The organism is Candidatus Ozemobacteraceae bacterium (genome assembly GCA_035373905.1).
Lineage (GTDB): Bacteria > Muiribacteriota > Ozemobacteria > Ozemobacterales > Ozemobacteraceae > MWAR01.
The window spans coordinates 37083-60733 of record DAOSOK010000013.1 but is presented as its reverse complement, the minus strand read 5'-3'; the positions used below and the strand labels follow the sequence as shown (position 1 = coordinate 60733).

The 23651-nt window shown below is 60.1% G+C and carries 18 protein-coding genes; 7 read left to right on the top strand and 11 right to left on the bottom strand.

Translation table 11 applies throughout. From position 1 onward, the window contains the following. The first annotated feature begins 5 nt into the window (after positions 1 to 5). The 5 genes from PLU72_08135 to PLU72_08115 all read left to right on the top strand — a co-directional run bounded on the left by PLU72_08135 (position 6) and on the right by PLU72_08115 (position 3889). Positions 6 to 920, top strand: a complete 915-nt coding sequence (locus PLU72_08135; protein HOT28145.1) for a S1/P1 nuclease — start codon at positions 6 to 8, stop codon at positions 918 to 920. A gap of 2 nt (positions 921 to 922) precedes the next feature. Next, positions 923 to 1216, top strand: coding sequence for a hypothetical protein (locus tag PLU72_08130; GenBank protein ID HOT28144.1), 294 nt, complete (start codon positions 923 to 925; stop codon positions 1214 to 1216). A 176-nt stretch (positions 1217 to 1392) separates the two neighbouring features. Continuing rightward, the gene (locus PLU72_08125) at positions 1393 to 1881 is read left to right on the top strand and encodes a DUF1810 domain-containing protein (protein HOT28143.1); all 489 of its coding nucleotides are present in this window, start codon (positions 1393 to 1395) and stop codon (positions 1879 to 1881) included. A gap of 234 nt (positions 1882 to 2115) precedes the next feature. Continuing rightward, the gene (locus tag PLU72_08120) at positions 2116 to 2973 is read left to right on the top strand and encodes a hypothetical protein (GenBank protein ID HOT28142.1); all 858 of its coding nucleotides are present in this window, start codon (positions 2116 to 2118) and stop codon (positions 2971 to 2973) included. Between the two features lie 421 nt (positions 2974 to 3394). Next, positions 3395 to 3889, top strand: a complete 495-nt coding sequence (locus PLU72_08115) for a hypothetical protein (GenBank protein ID HOT28141.1) — start codon at positions 3395 to 3397, stop codon at positions 3887 to 3889. Between the two features lie 246 nt (positions 3890 to 4135). Here the strand turns inward: PLU72_08115 and PLU72_08110 are convergent, their stop codons facing one another. From PLU72_08110 to PLU72_08100, 3 genes are all read right to left on the bottom strand, one after another. After that, a complete protein-coding gene (locus tag PLU72_08110; GenBank protein HOT28140.1) occupies positions 4136 to 5581 on the bottom strand; it encodes a cyclic nucleotide-binding domain-containing protein in 1446 nt (481 codons plus the stop codon). Positions 5582 to 5678: 97 nt separating this feature from the next. Further along, entirely contained in the window at positions 5679 to 7238 is a 1560-nt protein-coding gene (locus PLU72_08105) for a YifB family Mg chelatase-like AAA ATPase (protein HOT28139.1), read from the bottom strand. A gap of 12 nt (positions 7239 to 7250) precedes the next feature. Then, positions 7251 to 7754 (bottom strand): hypothetical protein, encoded by a 504-nt coding sequence (locus tag PLU72_08100; protein ID HOT28138.1) that lies wholly within the window; start codon positions 7752 to 7754, stop codon positions 7251 to 7253. A 275-nt stretch (positions 7755 to 8029) separates the two neighbouring features. Here PLU72_08100 and PLU72_08095 point away from each other — a divergent pair, with 275 nt between their 5' ends. After that, the gene (locus PLU72_08095) at positions 8030 to 9442 is read left to right on the top strand and encodes a hypothetical protein (GenBank protein HOT28137.1); all 1413 of its coding nucleotides are present in this window, start codon (positions 8030 to 8032) and stop codon (positions 9440 to 9442) included. Between the two features lie 145 nt (positions 9443 to 9587). On the opposite strand, the gene PLU72_08090 is transcribed toward PLU72_08095, so the two are convergent. The 6 genes from PLU72_08090 to PLU72_08065 all read right to left on the bottom strand — a co-directional run bounded on the left by PLU72_08090 (position 9588) and on the right by PLU72_08065 (position 17572). Beyond that, a complete protein-coding gene (locus tag PLU72_08090) occupies positions 9588 to 10469 on the bottom strand; it encodes a phosphate acyltransferase (protein HOT28136.1) in 882 nt (293 codons plus the stop codon). 80 nt (positions 10470 to 10549) lie between these two features. After that, the gene (gene buk, locus PLU72_08085; GenBank protein HOT28135.1) at positions 10550 to 11620 is read right to left on the bottom strand and encodes a butyrate kinase; all 1071 of its coding nucleotides are present in this window, start codon (positions 11618 to 11620) and stop codon (positions 10550 to 10552) included. 3 nt (positions 11621 to 11623) lie between these two features. Continuing rightward, complete coding sequence (locus PLU72_08080; protein ID HOT28134.1) at positions 11624 to 12052, bottom strand: NUDIX domain-containing protein; 429 nt, start codon at positions 12050 to 12052, stop codon at positions 11624 to 11626. Further along, a complete protein-coding gene (locus PLU72_08075) occupies positions 12049 to 13224 on the bottom strand; it encodes a class I SAM-dependent rRNA methyltransferase (protein ID HOT28133.1) in 1176 nt (391 codons plus the stop codon). The genes PLU72_08080 and PLU72_08075 overlap by 4 nt, the downstream gene beginning before the upstream one ends. Positions 13225 to 13625: 401 nt before the next feature. Further along, the gene (locus PLU72_08070; GenBank protein ID HOT28132.1) at positions 13626 to 14648 is read right to left on the bottom strand and encodes an ankyrin repeat domain-containing protein; all 1023 of its coding nucleotides are present in this window, start codon (positions 14646 to 14648) and stop codon (positions 13626 to 13628) included. Then, positions 14645 to 17572, bottom strand: coding sequence for a SpoIIE family protein phosphatase (locus tag PLU72_08065; GenBank protein HOT28131.1), 2928 nt, complete (start codon positions 17570 to 17572; stop codon positions 14645 to 14647). Before PLU72_08065 ends, PLU72_08070 begins: the two co-directional genes overlap by 4 nt. 149 nt (positions 17573 to 17721) lie before the next feature. On the opposite strand from PLU72_08065, the gene PLU72_08060 reads away from it, so the two are divergent. Continuing rightward, positions 17722 to 19557, top strand: a complete 1836-nt coding sequence (locus tag PLU72_08060) for an alpha-amylase family glycosyl hydrolase (protein HOT28130.1) — start codon at positions 17722 to 17724, stop codon at positions 19555 to 19557. Positions 19558 to 19661: 104 nt separating this feature from the next. On the opposite strand, the gene PLU72_08055 is transcribed toward PLU72_08060, so the two are convergent. Both PLU72_08055 and PLU72_08050 read right to left on the bottom strand, forming a co-directional pair. Continuing rightward, on the bottom strand, positions 19662 to 21800 hold the full coding sequence (locus PLU72_08055) for a tetratricopeptide repeat protein (protein HOT28129.1): 2139 nt from the start codon (positions 21798 to 21800) through the stop codon (positions 19662 to 19664). Positions 21801 to 21854: 54 nt separating this feature from the next. Next, positions 21855 to 23630: a hypothetical protein gene (locus tag PLU72_08050; GenBank protein HOT28128.1), complete on the bottom strand. Its 1776-nt coding sequence runs from the start codon at positions 23628 to 23630 to the stop codon at positions 21855 to 21857. Between the last annotated feature and the right edge of the window lie 21 nt (positions 23631 to 23651).

Sequence of the window (23651 nt, the reverse complement as noted above, 5' to 3'; positions counted from 1 at the left end):
TCATATTGGTCATCCTTCTTCTCTGCGGCATCACGGATGTCCGGATGGCAGGCGCATGGAGCGGCCCCGGCCATCGGATCATCGCCATCCTCGCCGCGGATCTCCTCAGGACCGATCGGCCGATTCCCGGCATCAGCTCGGATGTCGCGGATGCGAAGGGCGCATACGTAGAGGCGATGCGCCTGCTCTCGGCAGAACGTCGTCCCGCCACGCTCGTTTCCGTTGCCGGATGGGCCGATCATGTCCGGCCCCAGAGACCGGAAACGGAGCATTATCATTACGTGGAGATTCCGTTCGACGCCCCTGGATACGATGAAAGACGGGATGCGCCGAATGGCGATTTCATCGTGAACGCGTTCCTGCGCATGCAGAACGATGTCGGAAATACGGAGAAATCAGAACGGGAACGACGGGAAGCGCTGAAATTCCTTGTCCATATCGTCGGTGACCTTCATCAGCCGCTCCATTGCATCGATCGCGGTGACGCCGGTGGAAACACCACGATCGTCGAGCTGAATGGCGAAAAGATGAAGCTTCATCATGTCTGGGATTTTCGCATCGTCGAGTCGTTCGGAATGAACGAGAAGCAGATCGCCCGCATGCTCCTCGAAAAGATCCTGGCTACCGACACCGCCGCCCTCGCCACCGGCACGGTTACGGACTGGGTGAACGAGTCTCACGCACTCGGTCACGAATGGGGCTATTCGTATCAGCCCGGGTTCGTCATTTCGTCGGAATGGCTCGCGCGCGTGAGACCCGTGGCCGAGATGCAGTTGATGCGGGCCGGCGTTCGCCTTGCCCGGGTTCTGAAAGAACGGTTGCGGCCCGCAACCCGGCAGGAGCTGATCGAACGCCTGCGCCGCTCGATCAAAAGCGGCGCAGAAACGGCCGGGCCCGGGAAGGGGACGATATCGCATTGAGGATGTTGTTGAACAATATCAGGCGATTTTATTCGAGGGAGTGCTGTTGGCCCTACGGAATCTCGTTTTACCTGACGCTTCTGATTTTCTATCTCGATCTCGTCCTGTCGCCGCATCCTCAGGCCCTGCCGAGCATGTTCGCCTACGGCATCATTACCGCCTACTATGTCCAGAATATCAGGTATTATCGAAAGAACCTCCTTTCCAGCGAAAACCCCGAATTCTTCATCGGCTTTCTGACCTTCAAGATCGTCACCTGGGGCCTCATCCTCGCCCTCCTTCTTGCCCTCGCATAGCCAGCAGTCTTCTGGATGATGGTATTATAATACAAACTATATGATAATATCTTGTGCGACATCCTTCATACATCTTCTGTAGGGGCGGGTTTGAAACCCGCCCACACCTCGCAAACGCGAAAATGTGTCAATGTGTGCGCAGCCATGATGCAAATATGTATACGAGAGGAGCCCCCATGACCGATCATGAACAAGGTCGTTCGAAAAACGGCGAAAATATCGGAACATCCGGTGATGCGTTCAACCTCGAACGCTTCGTGCAGGCGCAAAACGATGTTTATGACGACGTGCTCGTCGAACTCAAAAACGGCAGAAAACGTTCCCACTGGATGTGGTTCGTCTTCCCGCAGTTCGAAGGTCTCGGCTTCAGCCCGATCTCCGAGATGTATTCGATCAAAAGCCTCGCCGAGGCGACGGCATACATCGCTCATCCCGTTCTCGGCCCAAGGCTCATCGAGTGCGCCGAGACCGTTCTCGGCGTCGAGGGCCGGTCGGCCCACGAAATCTTCGGCTCGCCGGACGACATGAAGTTGAAATCCTGCGCCACGCTGTTCGCCCGCGTCTCGCCTCCCGGGTCGCCATTCCACCGGATTCTTGACAAGTATTATTCCGGCGTCCAGGACGACAGAACGCTCGAACTGCTGGGCGATCAGAGACAGGCCTAACGAAACCTGTTCATGTATTGTTAATTCCTGCATGACAAAAGCCAATGTCGCGTTCCCGTTCGTGCTGAGCGTGTCGAAGCACGAGAGGCTCTCGCCCCCTTCGGCAGGCTCAGGACAGGCTTCGACAAGCTCAGGGCGAACGGATGTTTTTCTCGCAGCAATCAATAGATAATAATATAGAAGAAAGAACGATGTCTATCCGTCCATACGGCGATTCTTTCTGGGGGAGTGAACATGAATAAACTGCTTGTCATGATTGTCGGAATTCTCTGTTTCGCAACTGCCGTATCGGCTTCAGAGATCGCTCTTTTGCCGCTGAAGGAGCTTCCCCTGAGAGCGAATCTGATCGTCCTTGGCGAAGTGCTCCGCGTCGTTCCGCAGAACAACGAAAATCTGGACACGGTCACCATCCGGATTCACGCCATCCTGAAAGGAGATGTGAAAGACCCCGAAGCGACCTTCGTCCTGAGCACCCGCGGCGGGCTGAAGGACTTCGACCCGCAGGTGAAACCCGGCGACATGGGCGTGTTTTTCCTCGACCACCAGAACGGCGCGTTCAAGAAAGCTTACTGGGGCAGTATCGCTCTGTTCGCGAAAAACAATTTCACCGACAATTCCGACGCTGTTGGTGATGAAGCGGCCACCCTCTTCCCCCGGATTGGCACCGAAGACAGGAAGACGGCGCTGTCGTTCATCGCAAGCTACGGGATAAACCAGGGCTGGAAGCCTCTTCCGAAAAACACTCTCCGTATCCTGATCCAGCCGATGGGCACGGTCAGTGGAGCCTTCGAGGTCGATCTGGAGTCGGGCCGGGCAATCGCCTTTCCTCCGACGCACTTCAATGTCCCCCGAGCGGAATTACACTTGAACACCACCGTCCTCAAAGAGCTTCGCCGTCTCCTCGAATCGACGGAATTCCGGAACCTCAAATCTCGCGGCTCCAAAGTCGGCCTCGATGGCACGACGTATTTCCTGGAGGTCGATATGGACGATCGATACCAGTGGTTGCTCCATTGGCAGCCTGAAGAGTTCATCATCAAAGCCATCGCAGAGCTTGTTTCCGGTGAATGTAAAAAATACGAACAGAAATAGAAACGGTAGATATAGAATACCGTTGTCGCTGTCGCCCCGACCAGGAGCCTGCCGCGGAAAGAGAAAATGACCGGATCGGCCGGCGTGGGAAAAAAGTTGATATCCAAAAATTCAACATTTTTTGTATGCCGACCGGTTCACGAGACTTCGTGTCTCCAAGGTCGTACATGAAGATGAAAAGCACGGCATGAGGCCTGTCGTGGAGATGCCGGACCGTAGTCTGAACTGAATTCCTTGAGTTGGCATCAAATATGCTTAGACCATCTCGTCGTTTCACGTCCGTTCAGTCTGTTGAGCCCGGATTGCCGGGTTCGTGGATTCTCGGGAGCAAAAAATGAAACCGATGAGAGAATTCGTTCTGGCCCTCGTGATTGCAGTGATTTCGAGCCTGTTCTTGTTTCAGGCAGTGGGGGAGGCCGCCGTGAAGCCAAAAACCATCAGAATGTTGAGTCCTGATGAGGAGCCGATCGGAGCGCGGGCTCACACGTTCGTCGATGCCGACGGCGAAGTGAGCGTCACGGTCGAGTGGCTGCGGCGGCCGGGCGAGTTTGCCGTCACCATCGAGTATTACGGGTATCTCACGCAGGAAGGCATGGTGAACTGTTACCTCAGCATCAACGGCATCTCGCGCGAGTTTATCACGATGAAAGAAGAAACGCCGGCCAGGCGCCAGCGCATTCGGATTCTCTCGTTCCACCCGACCGTCGGGCGCGGCCTCAGGCCGCTCGGCCCCGGCGAGATCGTCGATTACCTGCTCTTCAGAAACGCCCCATACTACCCGCAGTTCGGCAAATTCGAGATCGAGTTGAAGTTCTTCGCCAACGGCCGCTGGGACGGCGACGGAAACAATAGCAATGACAATTATAGAGCAGCCTTCGACTGCCCGCTCGACACGCCCGCCCAGGACCATTTCTGAACCGGGTTCTGCGACAGAAGGTTCGTGGTTGAGGATGACCCATTTCGTTTCTGGAGAATGTCTCCCGCTCGTCCTGAGCATGCCCAAGCCTGTCCTGAGACTGCCGAAGGGGGCGAGAACATCTCGTGCTTCGACAGGCTCAGCACGAACGGGATACAGCAATGACTCCTGATATACGGGAATCGATAAAAGAGAGCGCCGTGATCCATTTCGGATCACGGCGCTCGCCATCACGAGGAGAAATTATTACACGGTGCTTTCCTGGCCGTTGAGGGTGAAGATGATCTTGTCGAGGGCGAACTCCTGTTTGTATTTGCCGGCGAAGTCGATGACGGTGACCATCTGCTGGTTCAGCAGCCATTTTGCCGTGCGGCCGCTCAGCAGGTGGCAGGCGTTGCCCTGGGCATCTTTCGAGCTTTTGAGCTCGACGTTGCGCAGGCTCTTCGACAGTTCCTGGACGCCGGTTTCGGCCCAGCGTTTCGCGAGCTCGCGGCGGGCGGCGTCGTTTTCGAGAGCCGGCAGGGCGATCGTGAGAACCTGGTCGTAGAGGATCGCTTCGGCCTGCTTCTTCGCGACGGTGGCGAGCGGGTGGGCGGGGTCGCGCTGCACCAGGGTTTCGCGATCGGGCTCGCGGCGCTGGTGAAGCGCCTTGTCGAAGGGGATCTCGAACGAGATGAGCTTGCGGTCAGCCTCGGATATGACGCCTTCCTGCTTCGGATCGTCGGTCAGTCGGTTTACGCCGTAGACAACGCGCTCGGGGGCGATCTTCCAGGTGCGGCGTGTTTCCTCGAAATGGTCGATCAGGCCGCGCACGGAGACGTTCTTGCTCGAGATCAGATACACGATCTTGCTGCTCGACTCGAGAATCTCCTTGGTCACTTTCGTGAACATCGAGCTCGAATCGATGACGATGAACTCGAAGGATTCGAGGATGGTTTTGATCAGGGCAAAGGTGTGGAACTCCTTCAGGCGGAGGTCGGTCAGGCCGTTTTCCTGGGGCAGCAGCGTCATGAGGCCGCAGGGGGCCTTCACGATGTATTTCTTCAGGTCGGCGATCCGCTCGCGGTCGACGAGCTCGTCGATGATGCGCGAGCGCTGCTCGACGCCGAGCTGGCGGGCGACGCGGTCGTCACGCAGGTTCGGGTCGAACAGGAGAACGTCCTTGCCGAGATTCTGCTGCATCGCGAGGGCGAGGTTGCGCGCGAACAGGCTCTTGCCTGACGATGTGTCGGGGCCCATGACCGCATACACCGAGCCGGTCTTGACTCCGGCGCTTCCGATGTTCGCGCGGGCGAGGCGTTCGCAAAGGGTGCGAATGATGGCGATCGAGACCTTGGGTGCCGACTCGAGAATCGCATACAGGTCATCCTTCTTGAGCCGGATCACGTCCGTCTCTGCGAGGGCGATGACGCTGGCGGTGCGCGGTTCATCGGTGAACAGGGCCATTTCCCCGAAATACTCGCCCTGCTTCAGGTGGGTCAGGATCTTTCTGCCGCCGTGTCCGTCGTCGCAGAACACCTGGACGATACCGGAGCGAATGATATACATCGAGTCGGCTTTCTGGCCTTCTTTGCAGATGAAGGCATCACGCACGAACTTGACGACTTCGGCGCGCTCGTTCAGGCGCTTGAATTCATCATCGCCGAGACCTGAAAAAAGAGCGACTCCCTTGAGAAAATCGGTCTGAATCATGTGGCTCCTCTCGTATCCTTGAATGTCGTGTCATGATGCAATACCCGGCCCCCGCCTGTCAACGCTTCCCCGGTACCGCGCCATCATGGCGTGGCGTTCAACTGGGAACGGCGTTGGGGGCTTCGAAGAGGCGATACTGGACGGCTTCGGCGACGTGGGCAGGAGAGATGCCGGCGGTGCCCTCCAGGTCGGCGATGGTGCGGGCGACGCGGACGATCTTGTCGTATGCCCTGGCCGACAGGTTGAAGCGACGGACGGCCTGGAGCAGAAGATGCTGCGCCGCATCGTCGAGAATCGCATCCGACTTGAGCCGCCGGGGGGGAAGATGCGCATTCAGCATGAGGGGGCCGCGCGGATGGCGCGCGTGCTGACGCCGCCTCGCGGCTGCGACGCGCTCCCGGACGGTTGCCGAGTCTTCGTTCGGCTTGGACGAGGAGAGTTCCTCCGGGGAAAGGCGCGGCACGTGAATGTGGAGGTCGATGCGGTCGAGAAGCGGCCCCGAGAGTTTCTGCTGATACGCGAGAACCTGGCGGGCCGAGCAGGTGCAGTGCCTGGCGGGATCGCCCGCAAAACCGCACGGGCAGGGGTTCATCGCCCCGACGAGCAGGAAGCGGGCGGGGAAGCAGGCTGCCCCGGCCGCTCGGGAGATGGAGACTCTGCCTTCGGAAAGGGGTTCGCGAAGTCCTTCGAGGACCGCCTTGCGGAACTCGGGAAGCTCGTCGAGAAACAGCACGCCGTGATGCGCCAGGGAAACCTCTCCCGGACCGGGCGTGCGGCCGCCGCCGATCAGCGCCGCGTCGGAAACGGTGTGGTGCGGGTCGCGGAACGGGCGCCGCTCGATCAGGCCCCCACCCGGCGGAACCAGACCGCGCACGCTGTAGATGCGAGTCACTTCGATCGCCTCGTCGAACGTCAGCGGCGGCAGGATCGTGGGCAGAGCCCGTGCCAGCATCGTCTTTCCGGAACCCGGCGGCCCGGAGAGCAGGAGGCAATGGCCGCCTGCCGCGGCAATCTCGATGGCCCGGCGTGAGGCCGTCTGGCCCTTGATTTCGGCAAGATCGATGTGATTGAACGACGCTTCGCCGTCTTCGGACGTCGATGAGACCACTTCGGATTCCTCTTTGCCCGCCTGAAGAGGAAGATCGCCTGCAGAGACGAGCTGCGAAACGAGGTCGGCGAGGGTTTCGAAGGCGTGCACGTTCAGGCCGGGCACGACGCGGGCTTCCCGGGCGTTGGCGGCGGGGACGATCAGTCCTCGAAGGCCCTTTTCCCGTGCCAGCAGCGCGAGCGGAAGGATGCCCTTCGTGTGCCTGAGGCGGCCGTCGAGGGAGAGTTCGCCGATGATCAGCAGATCTTCGAGTTTGTCGGCCGGAAAGGCCTGGGCGCACGTCAGAAGCGCCAGTGCGAGCGGAAGATCGAGCCCCGAGCCTTCTTTCCGGATGTCGGCCGGGGCGAGATTCACCGTGATCCGCTTTGCGGGGAGATCGAAGCCGGCGTTTTTGATCGCGGCTCTGACGCGTTCGCGCGATTCGTTGACCGAGGTGTCGGGCAATCCGACGACGTTGAACGTCGGCAGACCCGGAGCGAGATCGACCTCTACTTCGACGAGGATCGGATCATACCCCGTGATCGCCCCGGAAACCACCCGCGTGAACATGCGGCGATCGAATCAGCGGTGAGAAACCTGGCCGAATCCGAACATGATGGCGACGAACAGGGCGCCGAGACCGGCGACGACGGCCGCACCGAACGCGCTGGCTGCGCCGGGGCCGTTTCCGCATGGCGTCTGGGGGATCGGCTTTTTCGCGTAATCGTCGAGAAGGCCCAGCAGGCGGTTCACGATCATGAGGGCCTCGTTACGGTCATTCCAGAGCACTTTGAGGCGGGCTTTTTCGATGCCGCGCATCAGGTCCGATGCGAGAGCTGAATGGGTTTTCGAAAATTCACGGGCGGCGACCAATTGTTTGGCGCGATCGAGGGGGACGATGCAGTCCTGGGATGCCTTCGCACCGGCATCCATGCCCAAGATGCGCCGCGCCTCGAGAAGTTCGTTGTAGACGGCAGCCGTCGGCCCCGCGGGCCGGCAGACCTGTGCCATGGCCATCGGAACGGTCTGGAAAAGGAGCGAGGCAACGAGAATGAGACAGCAGAACTGCCTGAACGACGATTTCACGGTTGAACCTCCTGAATTTCACTTCTCTCCCATTCTACTCTGAATACAAACATGTGTAAAATTTCTCCACTCTGATGTCAGAGCGTACGTATTACGGATCTAGAGATCAACTTCGAAGGGAACCATGCGGTTGAATCAATTTTTCGCAAGTTGACGAAAGGTTCGCCGAACCGATAAACTTCGGCAGTTGGGCATCGAGTCAGATTCGACGAAGGTATTGCTCATCGACTGGCGGCAAGCGAGCCGATCAATCCGAAAATAACGGCGGTGAAGGAATGTCACAGGAGCGGAAAGAGACGAAATCTGCCGTGACGGATGAATTCCAGCAGGAAGACAGGCTTCTCGACGAGGGCGCACAGCCCGTCATCGACGCGATTCTCCTCGAGAAGTATGAATTGGCCGAACGTCGCCTGGGAGAGTTGAAAAACCGCACGGGTGAAACCGCGACGACGATGTTCCTGTCCGGAAAGCTACTGTTGGCGCGGAATGAAACGGGCGCTGCCTACAACGTTTTCAAGAAGCTCCACTACGAACTTCCCGTCTTCATGGGAAACCGTCGCGAGTATACCGATCTTCGCGCCATGCTGCTGACGAGACAGTTGGAAAAGGCGCGCGCCCAATGGCAGGAGATCCTGTCGAGATCCCTTTCTCTGCTCGAACCGCAGCACACCGACGAGGCGGCCGCGGACAAGGACCCTCAGAAGATGCAGGCCGAGCTGATTCCCGATATTGAAGAATGCCTTGAAATATATAAAAAGGTACTTGAAATCGAACCGATGCATATCGACGGGCTCCGGGGGCTGTCGGTCTGTTATTCCGAGCTGGGCCGCGCCGACCTGATCGTCCAGCTGAAGGACCGGCTGCACAAAGCCCAGGAATACTGGATCGAGATGAACAAGAAGCGGTCTCACCTGGTCTGGGTGGAATGCAAGGCCCTCGCGTCGGTCGAGAAATACGAGGATGCCCTGCGCGTGGCTGGCATCGTCGAGGATGTGCTGCCCATACATCGCGGGCTCGTTCTGCTCAAGGGGGAAATCCTGTTCAAGCTCGGTCGGTTGCGCGAATCAAGGGCATGCGTCGATACGCTCCTGCGGCTTGTCGAGGGCGACAACGAGGCGTTACGGCTGAAAAAAAAGATCGAGCTGCAGAGCCTCGAGGAGAGCCTCATCAAGGGGCAAGAGTGCCTGCTGTTCGCCGAGGAGCAGCTCGCCGGCTCGACCTCGCAGATGAAGAAAGCGAAGGAAGCCCTCGACCATTATCTCGAGGCCCTTGCCGCCGACTCGTTCAACCTGCGGGCGCTGGTCGGCGCCTACAAGTGCCACCTGCTGACGAACAACCCGATCAAGGCCAGGCTGACCATGGAGCGGATCCAGCAGATCGAGCCGAACTACCCGATCGGCGACATGCCGACCAGTTCGAAAACGACGGAAGAAGAGAAGACCGAACCCTGCTTCGTCGCGACGCGCCTGTTCGGCGCCGACGCTCCCGAGACGAACGAACTCCGCCGCTTTCGCGAGGAAACCCTCCGGACCAGCGGCATCGGCCGAGTCGCGATTGCCGGGTACCGCCGCCTCGGCCCCAGGATGGCACGAGTATCACCCGGGTTTCCGCTCCTCACGCCGATGAGAACGCTGCTGCGTTCGGTTGCTGCGTTCACACGCAGACGCCGGAACACGAACGAAAGCTGAATCACGAAAACAACGAATCGCAGAAGCACCGAGGCACAGAGAAAACATCCTCTGTGCCTCGGTGTATTGTATGTAGTTGAAACAATAGAATATGGTATGACACGGGGGCGGGTTTCAAACCCGCCCCTACAGAAGATATAGTGTCTTATGAGCCGGCGGCGAGGGCGAGCTTGATCGAGTTGATGCGGATTTCCTTGGTGTCGGAGCGGGAGAGGAGGATGACGGGAACCGTCGCGCCGACGATCAGTCCGCCGGTCTGCATGCCGGCGAAATACATCATCGACTTGCCCAGGATGTTGCCGGTGTCGATATCGGGGGCGAGGAGAATGTCGGCCTGGCCGACGATGTCGTTGTAAAGGCCCTTGTGATGCGCCGATTCGAGGGAGATGGCGTTGTCGAGGGCGAGGGGACCGTCGACGGTGCAGCCCTTGAACTGCTTCCGCTCGCCCATCTTGGCCAGCACGGCGGCATCGACCGAACTGGGCATCTTGACGTTCACCGTCTCGGCGGCCGAAAGAACGGCGACTTTCGGCTCGGCCGTGCCGAGCCGCTTCGCGATGTGGACGGCGTTCATCAGGATTTCCTGCTTCTCGGCGAGGGTCGGGTGGGGGAGCATCCCGCCGTCGGTGAGGAACCGGAACGAGCCGTTCCATTCGAACACCAGCACGTGCGAGAGAACGGAGCTCATCTTGATGCCGGTTTCGGAGTTCAGGACGGCCTTGAGAAGGATGGGGGTCGAAATCGTCCCCTTCATCAGCGCCTTCGCATGGCCTGTCCGGACGAGTTCGACCGTTTTCGCGGCGGCGGCTTCGGGCGTGAGGGCTTCGACGATGCGTGGCTTGAAGCCGGGAGCCTCCCGGGTCAGCAACGGATCGATGACGGCGGGATTGCCGACGAAGATGCAGTCGACATACCCGAGCTCGGAAGCTTCCTTCGCGGCGAGAATCGCGTCGACGTCCTCCGGCATGCAGATCGCGAGCGGGACACGGCCGGCTTTCAATTTCGAATCGAGATCGCAGAATCGCATGATCGCACCTTTCCTATGTGAAGAAGTATAAAATTATTACAAATACAAAGAGAGACGCGCTCCGTCCGGGAACGCTTTCCTCAATACTGCCTGACGATCGAAGGATCCCTGAGGGCGCGCACGGCATGGGAGGCGAGGGCCTTCATCTCGTTCTGGCCGGGCTTCACGACGAGCGGCGCGATGAAACCGACCCGCTCGCGGATCCACTCGACGACCCGTGCGTTGTAAGAGACGCCGCCGGTCATGATGATCGCGTCGACCTTGCCGCAGAGGGCCGCGGCCATGGCGCCGATCTCCTTCGAAATGTGGTAGCACATGGCTTCGAGCACGAGCTTCGCCTTCTCGTCACCGGCGTCGATCCGCTTGATGACTTCCCGAACGTCGGCTGTGCCGAGGTGCGCCATGAGGCCGCCCTTGCCGATGAACATCTTCCGGAGCTGGTCGTAGGTGTATTTCCCGCTGAAGCACATCTTGAGAAGGCCGACCAGCGGCAGGGTGCCGACCCGCTCGGGCGAGAAGGGGCCGCCGTCGTTGGCGTTGTTGACGTCGATGATCCTTCCCTTTCGGACGGCGGCGATCGAGAAGCCTCCGCCCAGGTGCGCCACGACGGCGTTCAGCGTTTCCGGTGCGACGCCGCGCTCCTCGGCGGTCTCGCGGAGCATCGCCTTGATGTTGAGCGCGTGGGAAAGGGTGCCGCGGGGCAGCTCCGGCCATCCGCTGATTTTCGCGATCTCGTCGAACTCGTCGACCGAGACGGGATCGGCGATGAATGCCGGGATCTTCGCTTCCTCGGCGATCTCGTGCGCCAGCAGGGGGCCCAGGTGCGAGGCGTGGTCCTGGAGCTTGCCGCCCCTGATGTCGTCCAGCATCGCGTCGCTGATGGCGTACACGCCGCTCACGAGGGGTTTCAGGGGCGATCCCCGGCTGATGACGGCCGAGAGCGACGAAACGGGTGTGTTCCAGAACGCAAGCGCCTTGTGCAGGGCATCGCGTCGGTATTCGAGCTGGGAAAGGGTCGTCGGGAACTTCGCGAGTTCGGCGCGGTCGTGCTCGAGCTCGTGGAGCTCGCGAACGTTCTCGCCGTCGAACAGGGCGATCTTGGTCGTGGTCGAGCCGGGGTTGATGACCAGCAGGCGGGGGGAAACCGACATACGTCACTCCTCTCGTGATATCAGGGCTTGCCAGGGGATGGCGCCGGCCGCCAGCCGGTCGGCGGGGCAGAAGTCGGCCAGCGGAAACGCGAAGGGCGAGAACCAGGCCGCGTGATCGGCGGGAACGGGCGGGGTGGGGCCGTTTCCCGTGTCGACAAGCTCGCACCGGACGAAATGAAGCCGGATGTCCTTGTCGGGATAGGCGTGTTCGAGCACCAGAAGGCGCTCGTGCGCGGAAACTTCGAGATTGAGCTCTTCGACGAGCTCGCGCTCGACCGCCTGGGCGGCCGATTCGCCGTTCTCGAGCTTGCCGCCGGGGAACTCCCAGAGCCCGTCGAGATCGCCGCCGGTGCGTTTCGCCAGCAGGACGCGCGACCCGTGAACGACGACGGCGGCGCCGACCTCGAAAAAGGGGCGGTGCGGCTTCTTCATGCGATTTCCAGCAGCAGGCCCTTCAAATACCTGCCCTCCGGGTGGGAAAGCGCGATCGGATGGTCGAGCGCGTGGAAACTCTCACGGATGATCCGGGCGCGACGGCCGGCCCGTCGGCAGGCCTCGGTGACGGCCGAGGCGAACTCATCGCGGCCGAGCTGGCTGGTGCAGGATGCCGTGAACAGCAGGCCGCCGGGTGAGAGACGGTTGATGGCAAGGGTGTTGAGCTTGACGTAGGCCCTGACGGCGCGTTCGAGGTCGGCGCGGTTGCGGGCCATCGAGGGCGGATCGACGACGAGCAGGTCGAATGTCTCGCTCCGATCGCTGTCGAGGAAATCATACATATCAGCAGCTATAAGAGGATTTTTCGCCGGGTCGAAACCGTTGATTTTCAGATTGTCGGATGCCTCGGCGAGCGCTGGTTTCGCCGAATCGACCGTGACGACGCGCGTCGCGCCGCCCGCGAGGGCGGCGACCGTGAAGGCGCCGGTGTAGCCGCACACGTTCGCGGCCTTCCGGCCGCGCGCGACCTGCCGGATGAGCGCGCGGTTGTCGCGCTGGTCGAGGAAAAAGCCGGTCTTCTGGCCGCTCATCAGGTCGGTCTGGAACTTGAGGCCGTTCTCGCGGAACCGGAGTTTCTCCGGCATGTCCTTCCCGAAAATGAGGCCGGCGGCGGGGCCGGACGCGCGTTTCACGTGATTTCGGCGCCAGATCCAGCGAAGGCCGGGGATGATCTTCGGGAGCGTCGAGGCGATGACGTTCACGAAGGGTTCGAGGCCGAGGCTGTAGATCTGCACGGCGGCGGCGTTTCCGTAAACGTCGATGATCAGGCCGGGGATGCCGTCGCCTTCCCCGTTGATGAGGCGGTAGGCGTCGGTCTGGGCCGGGTCGAAGAACGACCGCCGGAGTGTCTGGGCGGCATGCAGCCGTTTCCTGATGCGGGTCGGAAGATCGTCGCCGGCGTCGCCCTCGACCATGCGCACGAGGATCGGCGAGTCGAGGTCGAGATAGCCGCGGCCGAGCGGCAGGGTCTTGTGCGACACGATGACGGCCTCGTCGCCGGTCGCGGCGTCGGGCGGCAGGTCGCGGAGCGCTTCGCGGTAGACCCAGGGGTGGCCCCGCATCAGCGCGAACTCGCGGTCTTTTTTCAGGGAAAGCGTGACGGTTGCCATGGTTGAGGCGGGCTCGTTTCTGATTACTGGCCTGACATCAGGCGTCACATCCTACCAATGTTTCCCGTCTTCGGCAACAGGCATTCGGCTTTGGCGCCGTCACACTTCTGCGGGAGTGCCGGTTGCGAGAGCGAAGCCCGTGAGAAGCCGCAAGGCGGCCTCGACCTTTGCGGTGGTCTGTTCGTTCATGGGGACAGGAGCCTGGCTTGCGGCGAGAGACTCTAACAAGACTGGAACATCCTCGGTCGCATTTCCGACATCGGCCAGGGGGCTGGCCAGGGCCGACATGATGGCCGGAGAGCCTTGACGGGCGAGTTGCCGGAGTTGGTCCGCATTCCGAAAATACAAATCCAGGAAAACCTATCGGGGTCCAGATGTCTATGGATATCCTGACCAGGATGTCAATTGTCTTTCTTTGGAGCAGATGGGACGGAAGGCTTATCTCTCTTGAATTCATTCAGGATTTTCACGATCAGCTCACGCTCTTCCTGGCGATGTCCGAAATAATCATACTCATCGCTATTGATGCGGTCGATGACTCGCTTCCCGTCGGCGTCAGGCTTGTCGGGATCAGCTCCGCGCTCGAGCAGAATTCGGAAAAATTCCAGGTTGTAAGAACGGGCAGCAGCATGGAGAAGGGTTTCCCCGTTTTTGTACGGTCGATGTGTCTGAGCGTTCACATCGACCTTTCCCGTGTCGAGCAGAAATCGCTCTACATCGATAGTACGTAAAATATCTGTTCCGGATGAGGTGAAATGGGGGGAATACAGGCTGACAAACAGCGCATCGGTCAGATCGAATGGAATCCCATGCTCATAGTAATACCTGACCACATTCAACGTGCCCTGCGCACATGCCTCGAGGGGCGGGGTAAGATCGTTCGTTTTCGAACCGCAGACGTTCGGGTTGGCCCCCTTTTTCAACAGGGCATCCGTTACCTCAACATTTCCGTACAAAGCTGCTGCGTGCAGCGGCGAACGATTGAAACTGTCGAACTTGGAAATACTGGCTCCTCTATCGATCAGGAAGAGCGCCACCTTGGTGCGGCCATGAGAAATCGCTTCATGAAGCGGGGTAATTTCGTCGAATTTCAAGACGGCATCAATCTCAGCACCATGGTCGAGGAGGAGTCTGGCAAAATCGACGTCAGGAGCCAGATGCAAGGGAGTGCATCCCCTGGCGGACTCGCGTTCCCGGGACATTTCCGGATGGCGTTTCAGGAGTTTCTCGAGACCGGCCAGGTTCCCGTGTTCCATGAGCACAAAGGGATCGCCGCCCTTGATGAAGGTGTTCAAAAATTTGGAAGCTTCCACCTTGAACGAAATACTCGCGCCAGGATGGCTCGAAAGAACGGCAATGAGGACCAGGAGAATGGCGCCAAGCGGGACAATGAGAATGAGCGCGTAGTACCCTATGTCTTTCATGGCAAATCCTTGTTTTTCAGATCGGTGAGGTCGAGGCGCTTGAGGCAGATCATCGAGATGTCGTCGGTGGCGGGTTGGCCGCGTGTGTGCGCCTCGAAGCGTTCGAAAAGGCGTCCGATCGTCTCGGTGGGATCGTTGTGGGCAAGCGAGGCGAACCACTCGGTCGCGCGTTCGTATCCGATGATTTCACCGTTGTCCCCGCACGGGGCTTCCACCAGGCCATCGGTGTAGAACAGGATCGAATCGCCCGGTTCCAGCGTGACGGTCTCGCACTTGTAGAGGGCCTTGGCCCTGACCCCCAACGGGAAGGACTCGGAACCGATCTGGGCGATCGTTCCCGTCTTCGCCTTCCAGTGGAAGGGAAAATTGTGGCCGGCATTGACGAATTCGAGGGTGTTGTCCGCGGAATTGAGCGAATACAGGAACATCGTCATCATTTTTTTCTTCTTGATGTTTGCCAGCAGGAACCTGTTGAACGAGGTAACGGTCTCGACGAGGGGCCGGCCGGCATTCTCGTCCATCGTCAGCGCGCACTTCGCCATGCCCATGATGAGGGCGGCCGACACGCCGTGGCCCGACACGTCGCCGACCAGACCCCGGAGCCGCCCGTCGCGGCACATGAAATAGTCGAAGTAGTCGCCGCCGATGTCGGCCATCGCGATGCTCCGTCCCCAGATGCGGAATCCGCCGGCATCGAGGGGGTCGGCCGGAAAAAGGCTTTCCTGCACGATCCGCGCGACCTGCAGATCCTTCATGCCGTCGAGCACGTGGTTCATCAGCCCCGATAACTGGCCGAACTCGTCGGTGGAAAGAATCGGGACCTTGTGCTCGAACCGGCGCACTTCGATCGCGCGCATGCCCTCCCCGAGCGCCGCGATGGGCTCGAGGAAATGTTCGGTGAGCAGCCGTCCGATCAAGAGGGCGGAGACGAAAACGAGTATAGCGAGTAATATAAGAACCAGCCAGAGGAGGCGGACTCGTTCCTTGACGGGCTTGAGTGACGTCGTTGCGACGAGGGCGAAGTTACTCAGGTTCGAGCCCATGTTCGCATACCAGAGCCTTCCGAAGCCGCCGTCAGGGGTGATCGTCCGGATCGGGTTGCGCGACTGGATGACGGCTTTCGCCATATCATGAAGGCGAACTCGGTCGTTCGCGGCATGAAAAACCGCCGAGCCGAGGAAAATTTTTTCCCCGATGCCGCTGACGGTCAGCTCCATGTCGGGCTGCTTCATCAATTCCGGGATTTTCGTCTTGAGATAGGCGTTGTGGAATTTGCCGCGATGCATCACGATGAAGACGAGATACTCCGCCGAGCCGTCCTTTGCGAAAACGGCGTCGTAAAAGACGTAGGAACTGTCGGTTCCGAGAGAGAGGATGATGAACCGGCCGAGATTCTGGCTCAGTTGGTCGAGATTGAAGGTGCCTACGATTCCACTGAGGAACCCTTCGGCCGCGTCGACGGCGAGCGCGCCTGCATCGATGGTGAGCGACTTGTTGATTCTGTTCAGCAACTCGCGGGCGAGGAGGACCGTGAAGTTTCTCTGTTTCTGGTATTTGTCGCCGTCCGTCATTGATTTCGCCGTGGCGACGGATGCGCCGGACTTGTTGATGATGAATGCCATGTCGATCGCGGAGAGATTCCCTACCGTGCTGAAGATCTGTTTGCGTATTTCGAGGTCGGGGGTTGCGCGGATTTTCTCGAGAATGTCTTTCAGCACTAGCTCGCGGCGGGCGACGTCGAGCGGAAGGGTGTCGTCGAAGACGCGGAGCTTGTTTTTCACCCGCGACTCGAGGTTCTGCATGAGAACGTTCTCGTGGTCTTTCAGAGCGTAATATCCGCCGAGCAGAAGGACGAACGAGGGGGTGCCGATCGCGAAGAGGAACAGGCCCATCAGCTTGGTGGGGATTCTGCCGCCGAGGCTCGTCCCGGCCGCGGGAACATGCCAGAGAACGATGAGGAGCCAGAATAGGCAGAACGCGTGGACCGTCAGCGCGAGAGATCTGCTGAAGAAGGCCGGTTGTTTCGAGTAGGCGACCAGGTAGCCGGGAATCGAGCGCGGGATGAACGTTCCGAAATGGGCATCCGTCTGAAACGTCTGGTCGTATTTCGAGGCCGACGACATGAGCACCCATTCGAGGCCCTGGACGCGCATCAGTTCGGGCGGAAACAGGGTTGTCTCCTTCTTCAGCGTGTCGACGAGCCCGAACTGAGAGGATCTGAACCGGCGATTGGCAATCCTGATCGCGTTCTGGATGGCACGGTTCGGCCTGAATTTTCCCGGGTGGAGAAGCAGGATGTACCCTTTGAGCTTGCCCGGGAGGCCGGGGCTTGTTGTTCCCCACTGGAAAAAACCGTCCTGCTGCCGGTTGCCGATCGCCCGGAGGGCATGGTGGATGGTCAGCTGATCCGTTTCGGAAGGAACGTTCAGGACCGAGGAGAGAAGCCTGATCTTCTCTCTGGAGGTGGGGAGGCCGGCGGAGAGCTCCTGGAGCGTGACGAAGCACATCTCCACCGCCCGGCGGGGCCGCCTGCCGACGCTGAGATCGGATCTGAGACGGTTGGCATCGTCGAAGACATACAGGTCGAACGACTGCGCATACAGGCGTCTGAGGCGCAGGGCGAGTCGGGCCTGGGCGGCGCGGGAGGCGGTTTCGTTCTGGCGGTCGAACACGCGTTTGATCGCGCGCGCGATCATGAGCGCGTCGTCGTCCGCAGCTTTTATTTTATTCAATATAGTATCGTGTTGCGAACGTTTTTCCTGGCGGATCTTCTCGCACTCAATATGGTCCACGAGATGCATCGCGGACTGGATGACGGCGATCGGGAAGAGGGCGAAGACGATCAGCAGGGCCGCCGGCCGGACCAGGTTGAAAAGCCACCGGAGCAGACGGCGAGACAGGATCGGGCCTTCAGCGGGGGGCATCAGCCTGCCTCCCGGTATCCGTTCTCGTCATCGTTGAAGAAATCACCGCGACCTCGTAAGATGGTGGAACATCCGACCCTCGAGGGTATCCTACCATGGAAGCCGGCACCTGTGAAACGCCTTTTCGTGACCGGCGACGGAGGAACAATATGTTGAAATATACGAAACCGTTCGGAACGGCGTTCCGGGCCTTCGTCACTTGCGTGGTTCTGCTTCTCGCCGCCGTGCCGGCCGGCCGTTGCGGCCAATCCCGGACGATCGACTCCTGGCGCGACCAGGTGTTGTATTTCGTCCTGCTCGACCGCTTCGAGAACGGCTGCCCGTGCGACGATTTCGACGTCAATCCGCGGGACCCGCGCGGGTTTCACGGCGGCGATATCGACGGCCTGCGAGCGCGACTCGACTGGCTGACCGATCTCGGCGTCACCGGCGTCTGGCTGAGTCCCGTCGCCCGGAACCGGCCCATGCCGTTCTACGGGCAGCAGGCGTATCACGGATACTGGATCTGGGATTTCTTCAGGGTCGACCCGAGATTCGGCACGATGCGCAAGCTTCGGGAGCTGCGCGACGACATGGATCGCAGGGGCCTCGCCCTGCTGCTTGACATGGTCGTGAATCATGCCGGCTACGACGCTCCCATCGCAGCGTTGCATCCGGACTGGTTCCATGCGAACGGCAACATCACGGACTGGAACGACCGGAACCAGCTCGAGTCATACCGCCTGTTCGGCCTGCCCGATTTCGCGAGCGAAAAGCCCGTCGTTCAACGGTTTTTCTCCTCGGTGGCAAAATACTGGGTGGAGCAGATCAGACCGGCAGGCTTCCGACTCGATGCGGTGAAACATGTGCCGATCTCGTTCTGGAAGACGTTCAATTCCGGTCTTCGTGAACGATACGGCGAGGGATTTCTGACGCTCGGCGAACTGATGGACGGGAACCCCGCGACGCTATCCGACGCCTGGAACGCGGGATCGTTCGGCACGCTGTTCGATTATCCGCTCTATTACACCCTGCGCGACGTGATCTCCCGCGGAGGCGACGCCCGCCAGCTCGGCGTGAGATTCGCCATGGATCGGGTGTATCCCGACGCCGGCCTGCTCGCGACGTTCCTCGACAACCACGACCTCGATCGGTTCATCACGAGTTGCGGCGGCAATCGCGACCGCTACCTGCTCGCACTCAGCCTGCTCCTCACGGCGCGCGGCATCCCGACCCTCTGTTACGGCGACGAAATCGGGCTGGACGGTGCGATCGAACCCTGGTGTTCGACGAGGAGATCGATGCGGTTCGAAGCCGGCAATCCCATTCTTGGCGAAACGAAAAAACTGATCGCAGTCAGAAAGAGCCATCCGGCCCTGACCCGCGGTATGCAGATTCATCTCGCAATGGATCGTGACATGTATGCCTTCGGGCGGTTGACACCCGATCAACAGGCAATTGTGGTTTTCAACTTTGCGACCGCCTCCCGGGACCTGAACGTCCCTCTCCCGGCGCCTGCCCGGAAACCAGCGGCTGTGAACGACCTTCTTGGATGTATATCGGCAAATATAACTGACGGAACGCTCCGCGTGAAGCTCGGCGGTTTGCGCTGCGCCCTGTTCGTCATCGATGCCGACATCCCGGGACGCTGGACTCGCGAGCACGAGATGCTCCTGCGGTCCCGGTTGGATCCGTTCGCTCGGGGGCGGAAGAAGATTTCGTTCGAACTGAAACTCGACGAGGAGCTTCCTGACAGAGCCGCCATCCATCTCATTGGCGGTCTTCCCCAGCTCGGCGACTGGAATTCGAAGGCCGAGAGACTGCCCCGCCTTACGAAAACGGGTGACCTCACGTGGATGACGAGTCTGGAGCTCCCGATCGGCGCCGTGTTCGAATACAAGTTCCTGATGAAGATGGCGGACGGTTCATTCCGCTGGCAGGAAGGCGCCAACGCGATTCTCGACGTGAACGCCGACGGCGGTGGCATCATACGGCACGATTGGTAAGCCGTGAATGTTCCGTGTCTGTCACGCGAACATACGGAGGGGCGGGTTTGAAACCCGCCCCTTCATGATTTCAGCAGGAGTGAAAACCGCCGGACCTGCCGTGGTCAGACCTCGGCGTTCTGCTCCAGTTCGTGCTCGCACTGGTCGATCAGGGTTTTCAGGTTGTCGGCCTCGACGCCCGTCGGGCTGATCTGCAGGTAGCGGCGGGCCGACTCGACGGCGTCGCCGAACTGGCGCTTGCGCGCGTAGATGATCGCCAGGTTGTAATGCACCTGGTTGAACTTCGGGTCGATCTCGAGCACCTTGCGGAAGGCTGTTATAGCTTCCGCTATACGACCCTTCTCGAACTCCTCGGTGCCGATGTTGTAGTAGGCGGCGGCGTCCTTCGGGTTGAGCTCGATCGCCTTCTTCCACAGCTCGATCGCCTGGTCGTACATGCCCTTGTTGTAGTAGGCGATGCCCAGCTTGTTGCGGGCCTCGGCGTCCTGCGGGTTGTACTTGATGACGCGCTTCCAGATGTCGATCGCCTTGTCGTACATCTCGCGGTTGTGGTAGGCGGTCGCGAGGTTCGAGAGGATGTCGGCGTCCTCGGGCTTGTATTTGAGGGCCTTTTCCCAGCACTCGACGGCCTTGTCGAACAGGTCCATCTTGATGTAGGCGATGCCGAGCTTGTTGTACAGCTCTCCGTTCTCGGGGGTGATGCGGATCGCGTCCTCCCACTCGGCGATGGCTTTGTCGAACAGGTTCTTCTGGAAGTAGGCGATGCCGAGGTTGTTGTGCGCGTCGATGTCGTTCGGCGACAGCTCGACGACGCGCCGCCACGAGAGGATGGCGTCGTCGATCAGCCCCTTCTCGTCATACACGTTGCCGAGCACGAAGTGGGCGTTCGAGTTGCTCGGATCGAGCTCGATCGCCTTCTTCCAGGAGGCGATCGCCTCGTCGAGGCGGCGTTTCTGGCGGTAGGCGTGGCCGAGCTTGAAGTAGATGTCGGGGTCGTTGCCGCTCAGCTCGCGGGCCTTTTCCCACTCTTTCTGGGCCTCGTCGAACCGCTGCAGGTTGTAGAAGGCGATGCCGAGATTGTGGTGCGCTTCGAAGTGGTTCGGGTCGAGCTCGACCGACTTCTGCCACTGGAAGATCGCCTCCTGGGTCTTGTTCAGCTTGGAATAGGCGATGCCGAGCTTGTGGTGCAGTTGCGCGTCGTCGGGCATGTAGGACACGGCGCGGTTCCAGAACTTTGCCGCCTCGGCGAAGTCCTCGAGGCCGCAGTAGGCGTTGCCGATCTTCTCGCAGATGTCGGCGTCCTCGCTGCGCTTCTCGCGGACGGTGTTCCAGTAGGTGATGGCCTTTTTAAAGTTGCCGTTATTGTAAAACGCGACGCCGAGGTTGAACTGCGCCTCGATGTCGTTCGGGTTGACGGAGATACATTGACTCCAGTATTCAATGGCCTTGTCGAGATCGTCGAGCTTGCCGTAGGCCGAGCCGAGCTTGAACAGCACCTCGGCGTTCTGCGGCGTGATCTCGAGGATCTTCTGCCAGATCTCGATCGCCTCCCGGTGTTGATTGAGCTTGCTGTAGGCGTTGCCGAGATTGTTGTAGATCTCGGGCTGGCGCGGGCTGAGCGCGAGCGCCTTCTTCCACTCGTCGATGGCCTGGGGGTACATCTCGAGGCGGTAGTAGACGATGGCGAGATTGTTGTGCGCCTCGGAGTTCTTGGGGTTCAGCTCGATCGCCTTCGAGAACGAGAGCACGGCCTTGTCGTCGAGGCCCTTGTTGTAATAGGCGACGCCGAGCCGGAAGAAGATGTCGGAATCCTCGGGGTTGAGGTTGGTGCCCTTTTCCCAGAGCGTGATGGCGCGGTCTTCCTTGCCGAGGTTGTAGTAGGCGATACCGAGCTTGAAATGGATCTCGGGATCCTGCGGCTTGATTTCGAGGCAGAGTTCCCAATTCTCGATCGCCTTCGAGTCGTCGCCCTTGTTGTAGTAGGCGATGCCGAGGTTGTGCAGCACCTCGAAGTTGCGCGGGTCGAGCTGCACCGCCATCTCCCATTCCTTCAGGGCTTCGTCGATGCGGTTGAGCTGGTAGTAGGCGACGCCGAGCTTGAAGCGCGCCTCGCCGTTCTGCGGATTCTTGATCAGCGACTGGATCCACTCCGAGATGGCCAGTTCATACTGTCCCTTCGTGTAATAGGCGATACCGAGGTTGTAGTGGGTGTTCGCCTCGTCCTGCAGATACGTGCGTTTCATGGGTCCTCCTGCGTCATGCGTCTCTGAATGGAATGAATACCGGGAAGCGGTGATTTACGTTCGTTTGGGTTCCGAGTCGTCGTCGGGTTCGTTGTCGTCAAGCCGGGCCATCATGGAAGAGAGCGAGTCTCCGATCGTTCGCAGCAGATATTTGAGCCGGTCCTGCGGGAATCGCGGGGGCAGTTCCGTGCGTACCGGGTAACGCAACGCGAATTGTAGATGAGAAGTGGTGTGTAAGGCAACCCTTCCCGATGAGATCGTTTTCGTTTCGGGGCCGAACATGAGTTCCCGAGGGGAAGAACCTGCCGGATACCGGTATCCGAGGCGGTACATGCTGTTCCGGAACGCGGTGATGATGTCGCTTGCGAGGTAGTCGAAAAACATGGCGACCGACGTGGTGAAAACCTTCGTCTCGATCGGCGGAACAACCATTTTTTCGGAGAACTCGATGATCGGCGATCTGGGCGGGAAACGGCGTTCGACGCCCTCGAGCCGCGACGGCCCCGGGAACGGATGTGACGATCGGGCCGCCGCGAACGAAAATTCGAGAGGAGATGCGACGATGGAAAAATCTCTGGGGAAGGAATGCAGATATGGCTCGGTCGGCAGGGCCGAGGTCGGCGGGCACACCAGCTCGCGGAACCGGTATGTCTGCAGCAACGGTTTGCGAATCGGTCTGTTGAACTCGTCCATACGAACGGTGACCAGGCTTCCCGGCGGCGTGACGAGCGGAAGGCGCTTTGTCCGTTTCCAGTGGGGGCGCAGTTGCGCAGGGAGACGGTCGGGGAAGCAGAAGGGGATGTAGGGCCGCATCTCCTTGGGCTCGAGGGCCCCGTCCTCGGGCGTCGACGATGCGGGCCGCGACGGCGGGGTGATATACGCCTTGACGCCGACGAGAAGCCGCGAGACTTTTTCCTTGAGGAGCAGGCGTTCCTGATTGATCGCGTCGAACGACGTCACGATCTCATGCTCGCGGGTTTCGGCCGCCTGCCGCTGGATCTTCTCGGCTTCGTATTCCGCCTTGAGGTTCGTGAACGCCGTCTGGAACTCGGCGGCGGCGGCGCGTGCCTTCTCGAGTTCCTCCAGGGCCTTCTCGCGTTCGGCGGAGAGACTTTGGGTCTGCTCTTGCAGTCTGTCTATCTGCCGGGCCGACTCCTCGACCGCGGCGCGGAGGGCGGCGAGTTCGAGTTGCTGCTTTTTTTCCTGCTCGGAAAGGGCCTGTTCGTTCCGCTTGCTCAGATCGAGTCGTGCAGTGAGGTCCCTGACCTGCGACTGGTGCTGGAACACCTCCTGCTTGAGCTCGAAAATCTGCTTCAGGAGCTCCTGGCTCGTGGCGCCGGCCTGCTTCTGCTCGAGAACCGCGTCGGCGAGGTTGAGCTTCAGCCTCCGGAGTTCGTCCTGGAGTGCCGCAATATCGGGCTTCTCCTTGTCGGCTTCGGACAGCCGGGCTTTGAGCCGCTCGATCTCGGCATTCTGCTTCTTCATCTCCTCGAGAAGGGCAGCTTCGGACGCACTCTGCAGGCGCATCTGCTGGAGTTCGTGCGTGCGCTCCTCGAGAAGTTCCTCGGTTCTTCGAAGTTTGTCGGCCAGGGGGCCGGAACTCGACTCGGCGAGTGCGGTGATCCGCTCCTTCAGCTGCCGGTTTTCGGCCTCGAGCCGATCGGCGCGCTCGGCAAGGCCTGCGGCGGCTGGTGCGGAGGTCGGCTTCAGCGCCTGGAAGATCCGCTCGCGCTGTCTCGCGAGTTCGTCGATTTCGCGGGCGAGCGCGTCCATATCCTCGACGCTTCGATCGGGACCGGATGTGTGTCGGGTATCCCGCGGATCGGTCATGGTCGGGGCTACCCGTCAGGC

Bases quoted from the DNA above. Each gene is read 5' to 3' on its own strand.
- PLU72_08130 (HOT28144.1), top strand. From the start codon at position 923: ATGTTGTTGAACAATATCAGGCGATTTTATTCGAGGGAGTGCTGTTGG.
- PLU72_08125 (HOT28143.1), top strand. From the start codon at position 1,393: ATGACCGATCATGAACAAGGTCGTTCGAAAAACGGCGAAAATATCGGA.
- PLU72_08060 (HOT28130.1), top strand. From the start codon at position 17,722: ATGTTGAAATATACGAAACCGTTCGGAACGGCGTTCCGGGCCTTCGTC.
- buk (HOT28135.1), bottom strand. From the start codon at position 11,620: ATGTCGGTTTCCCCCCGCCTGCTGGTCATCAACCCCGGCTCGACCACG.
- PLU72_08120 (HOT28142.1), top strand. From the start codon at position 2,116: ATGAATAAACTGCTTGTCATGATTGTCGGAATTCTCTGTTTCGCAACT.
- PLU72_08070 (HOT28132.1), bottom strand. From the start codon at position 14,648: ATGAAAGACATAGGGTACTACGCGCTCATTCTCATTGTCCCGCTTGGC.
- PLU72_08110 (HOT28140.1), bottom strand. From the start codon at position 5,581: ATGATTCAGACCGATTTTCTCAAGGGAGTCGCTCTTTTTTCAGGTCTC.
- PLU72_08105 (HOT28139.1), bottom strand. From the start codon at position 7,238: ATGTTCACGCGGGTGGTTTCCGGGGCGATCACGGGGTATGATCCGATC.
- PLU72_08080 (HOT28134.1), bottom strand. From the start codon at position 12,052: ATGAAGAAGCCGCACCGCCCCTTTTTCGAGGTCGGCGCCGCCGTCGTC.
- PLU72_08050 (HOT28128.1), bottom strand. From the start codon at position 23,630: ATGACCGATCCGCGGGATACCCGACACACATCCGGTCCCGATCGAAGC.
- PLU72_08055 (HOT28129.1), bottom strand. From the start codon at position 21,800: ATGAAACGCACGTATCTGCAGGACGAGGCGAACACCCACTACAACCTC.
- PLU72_08075 (HOT28133.1), bottom strand. From the start codon at position 13,224: ATGGCAACCGTCACGCTTTCCCTGAAAAAAGACCGCGAGTTCGCGCTG.
- PLU72_08090 (HOT28136.1), bottom strand. From the start codon at position 10,469: ATGCGATTCTGCGATCTCGATTCGAAATTGAAAGCCGGCCGTGTCCCG.
- PLU72_08095 (HOT28137.1), top strand. From the start codon at position 8,030: ATGTCACAGGAGCGGAAAGAGACGAAATCTGCCGTGACGGATGAATTC.
- PLU72_08065 (HOT28131.1), bottom strand. From the start codon at position 17,572: ATGCCCCCCGCTGAAGGCCCGATCCTGTCTCGCCGTCTGCTCCGGTGG.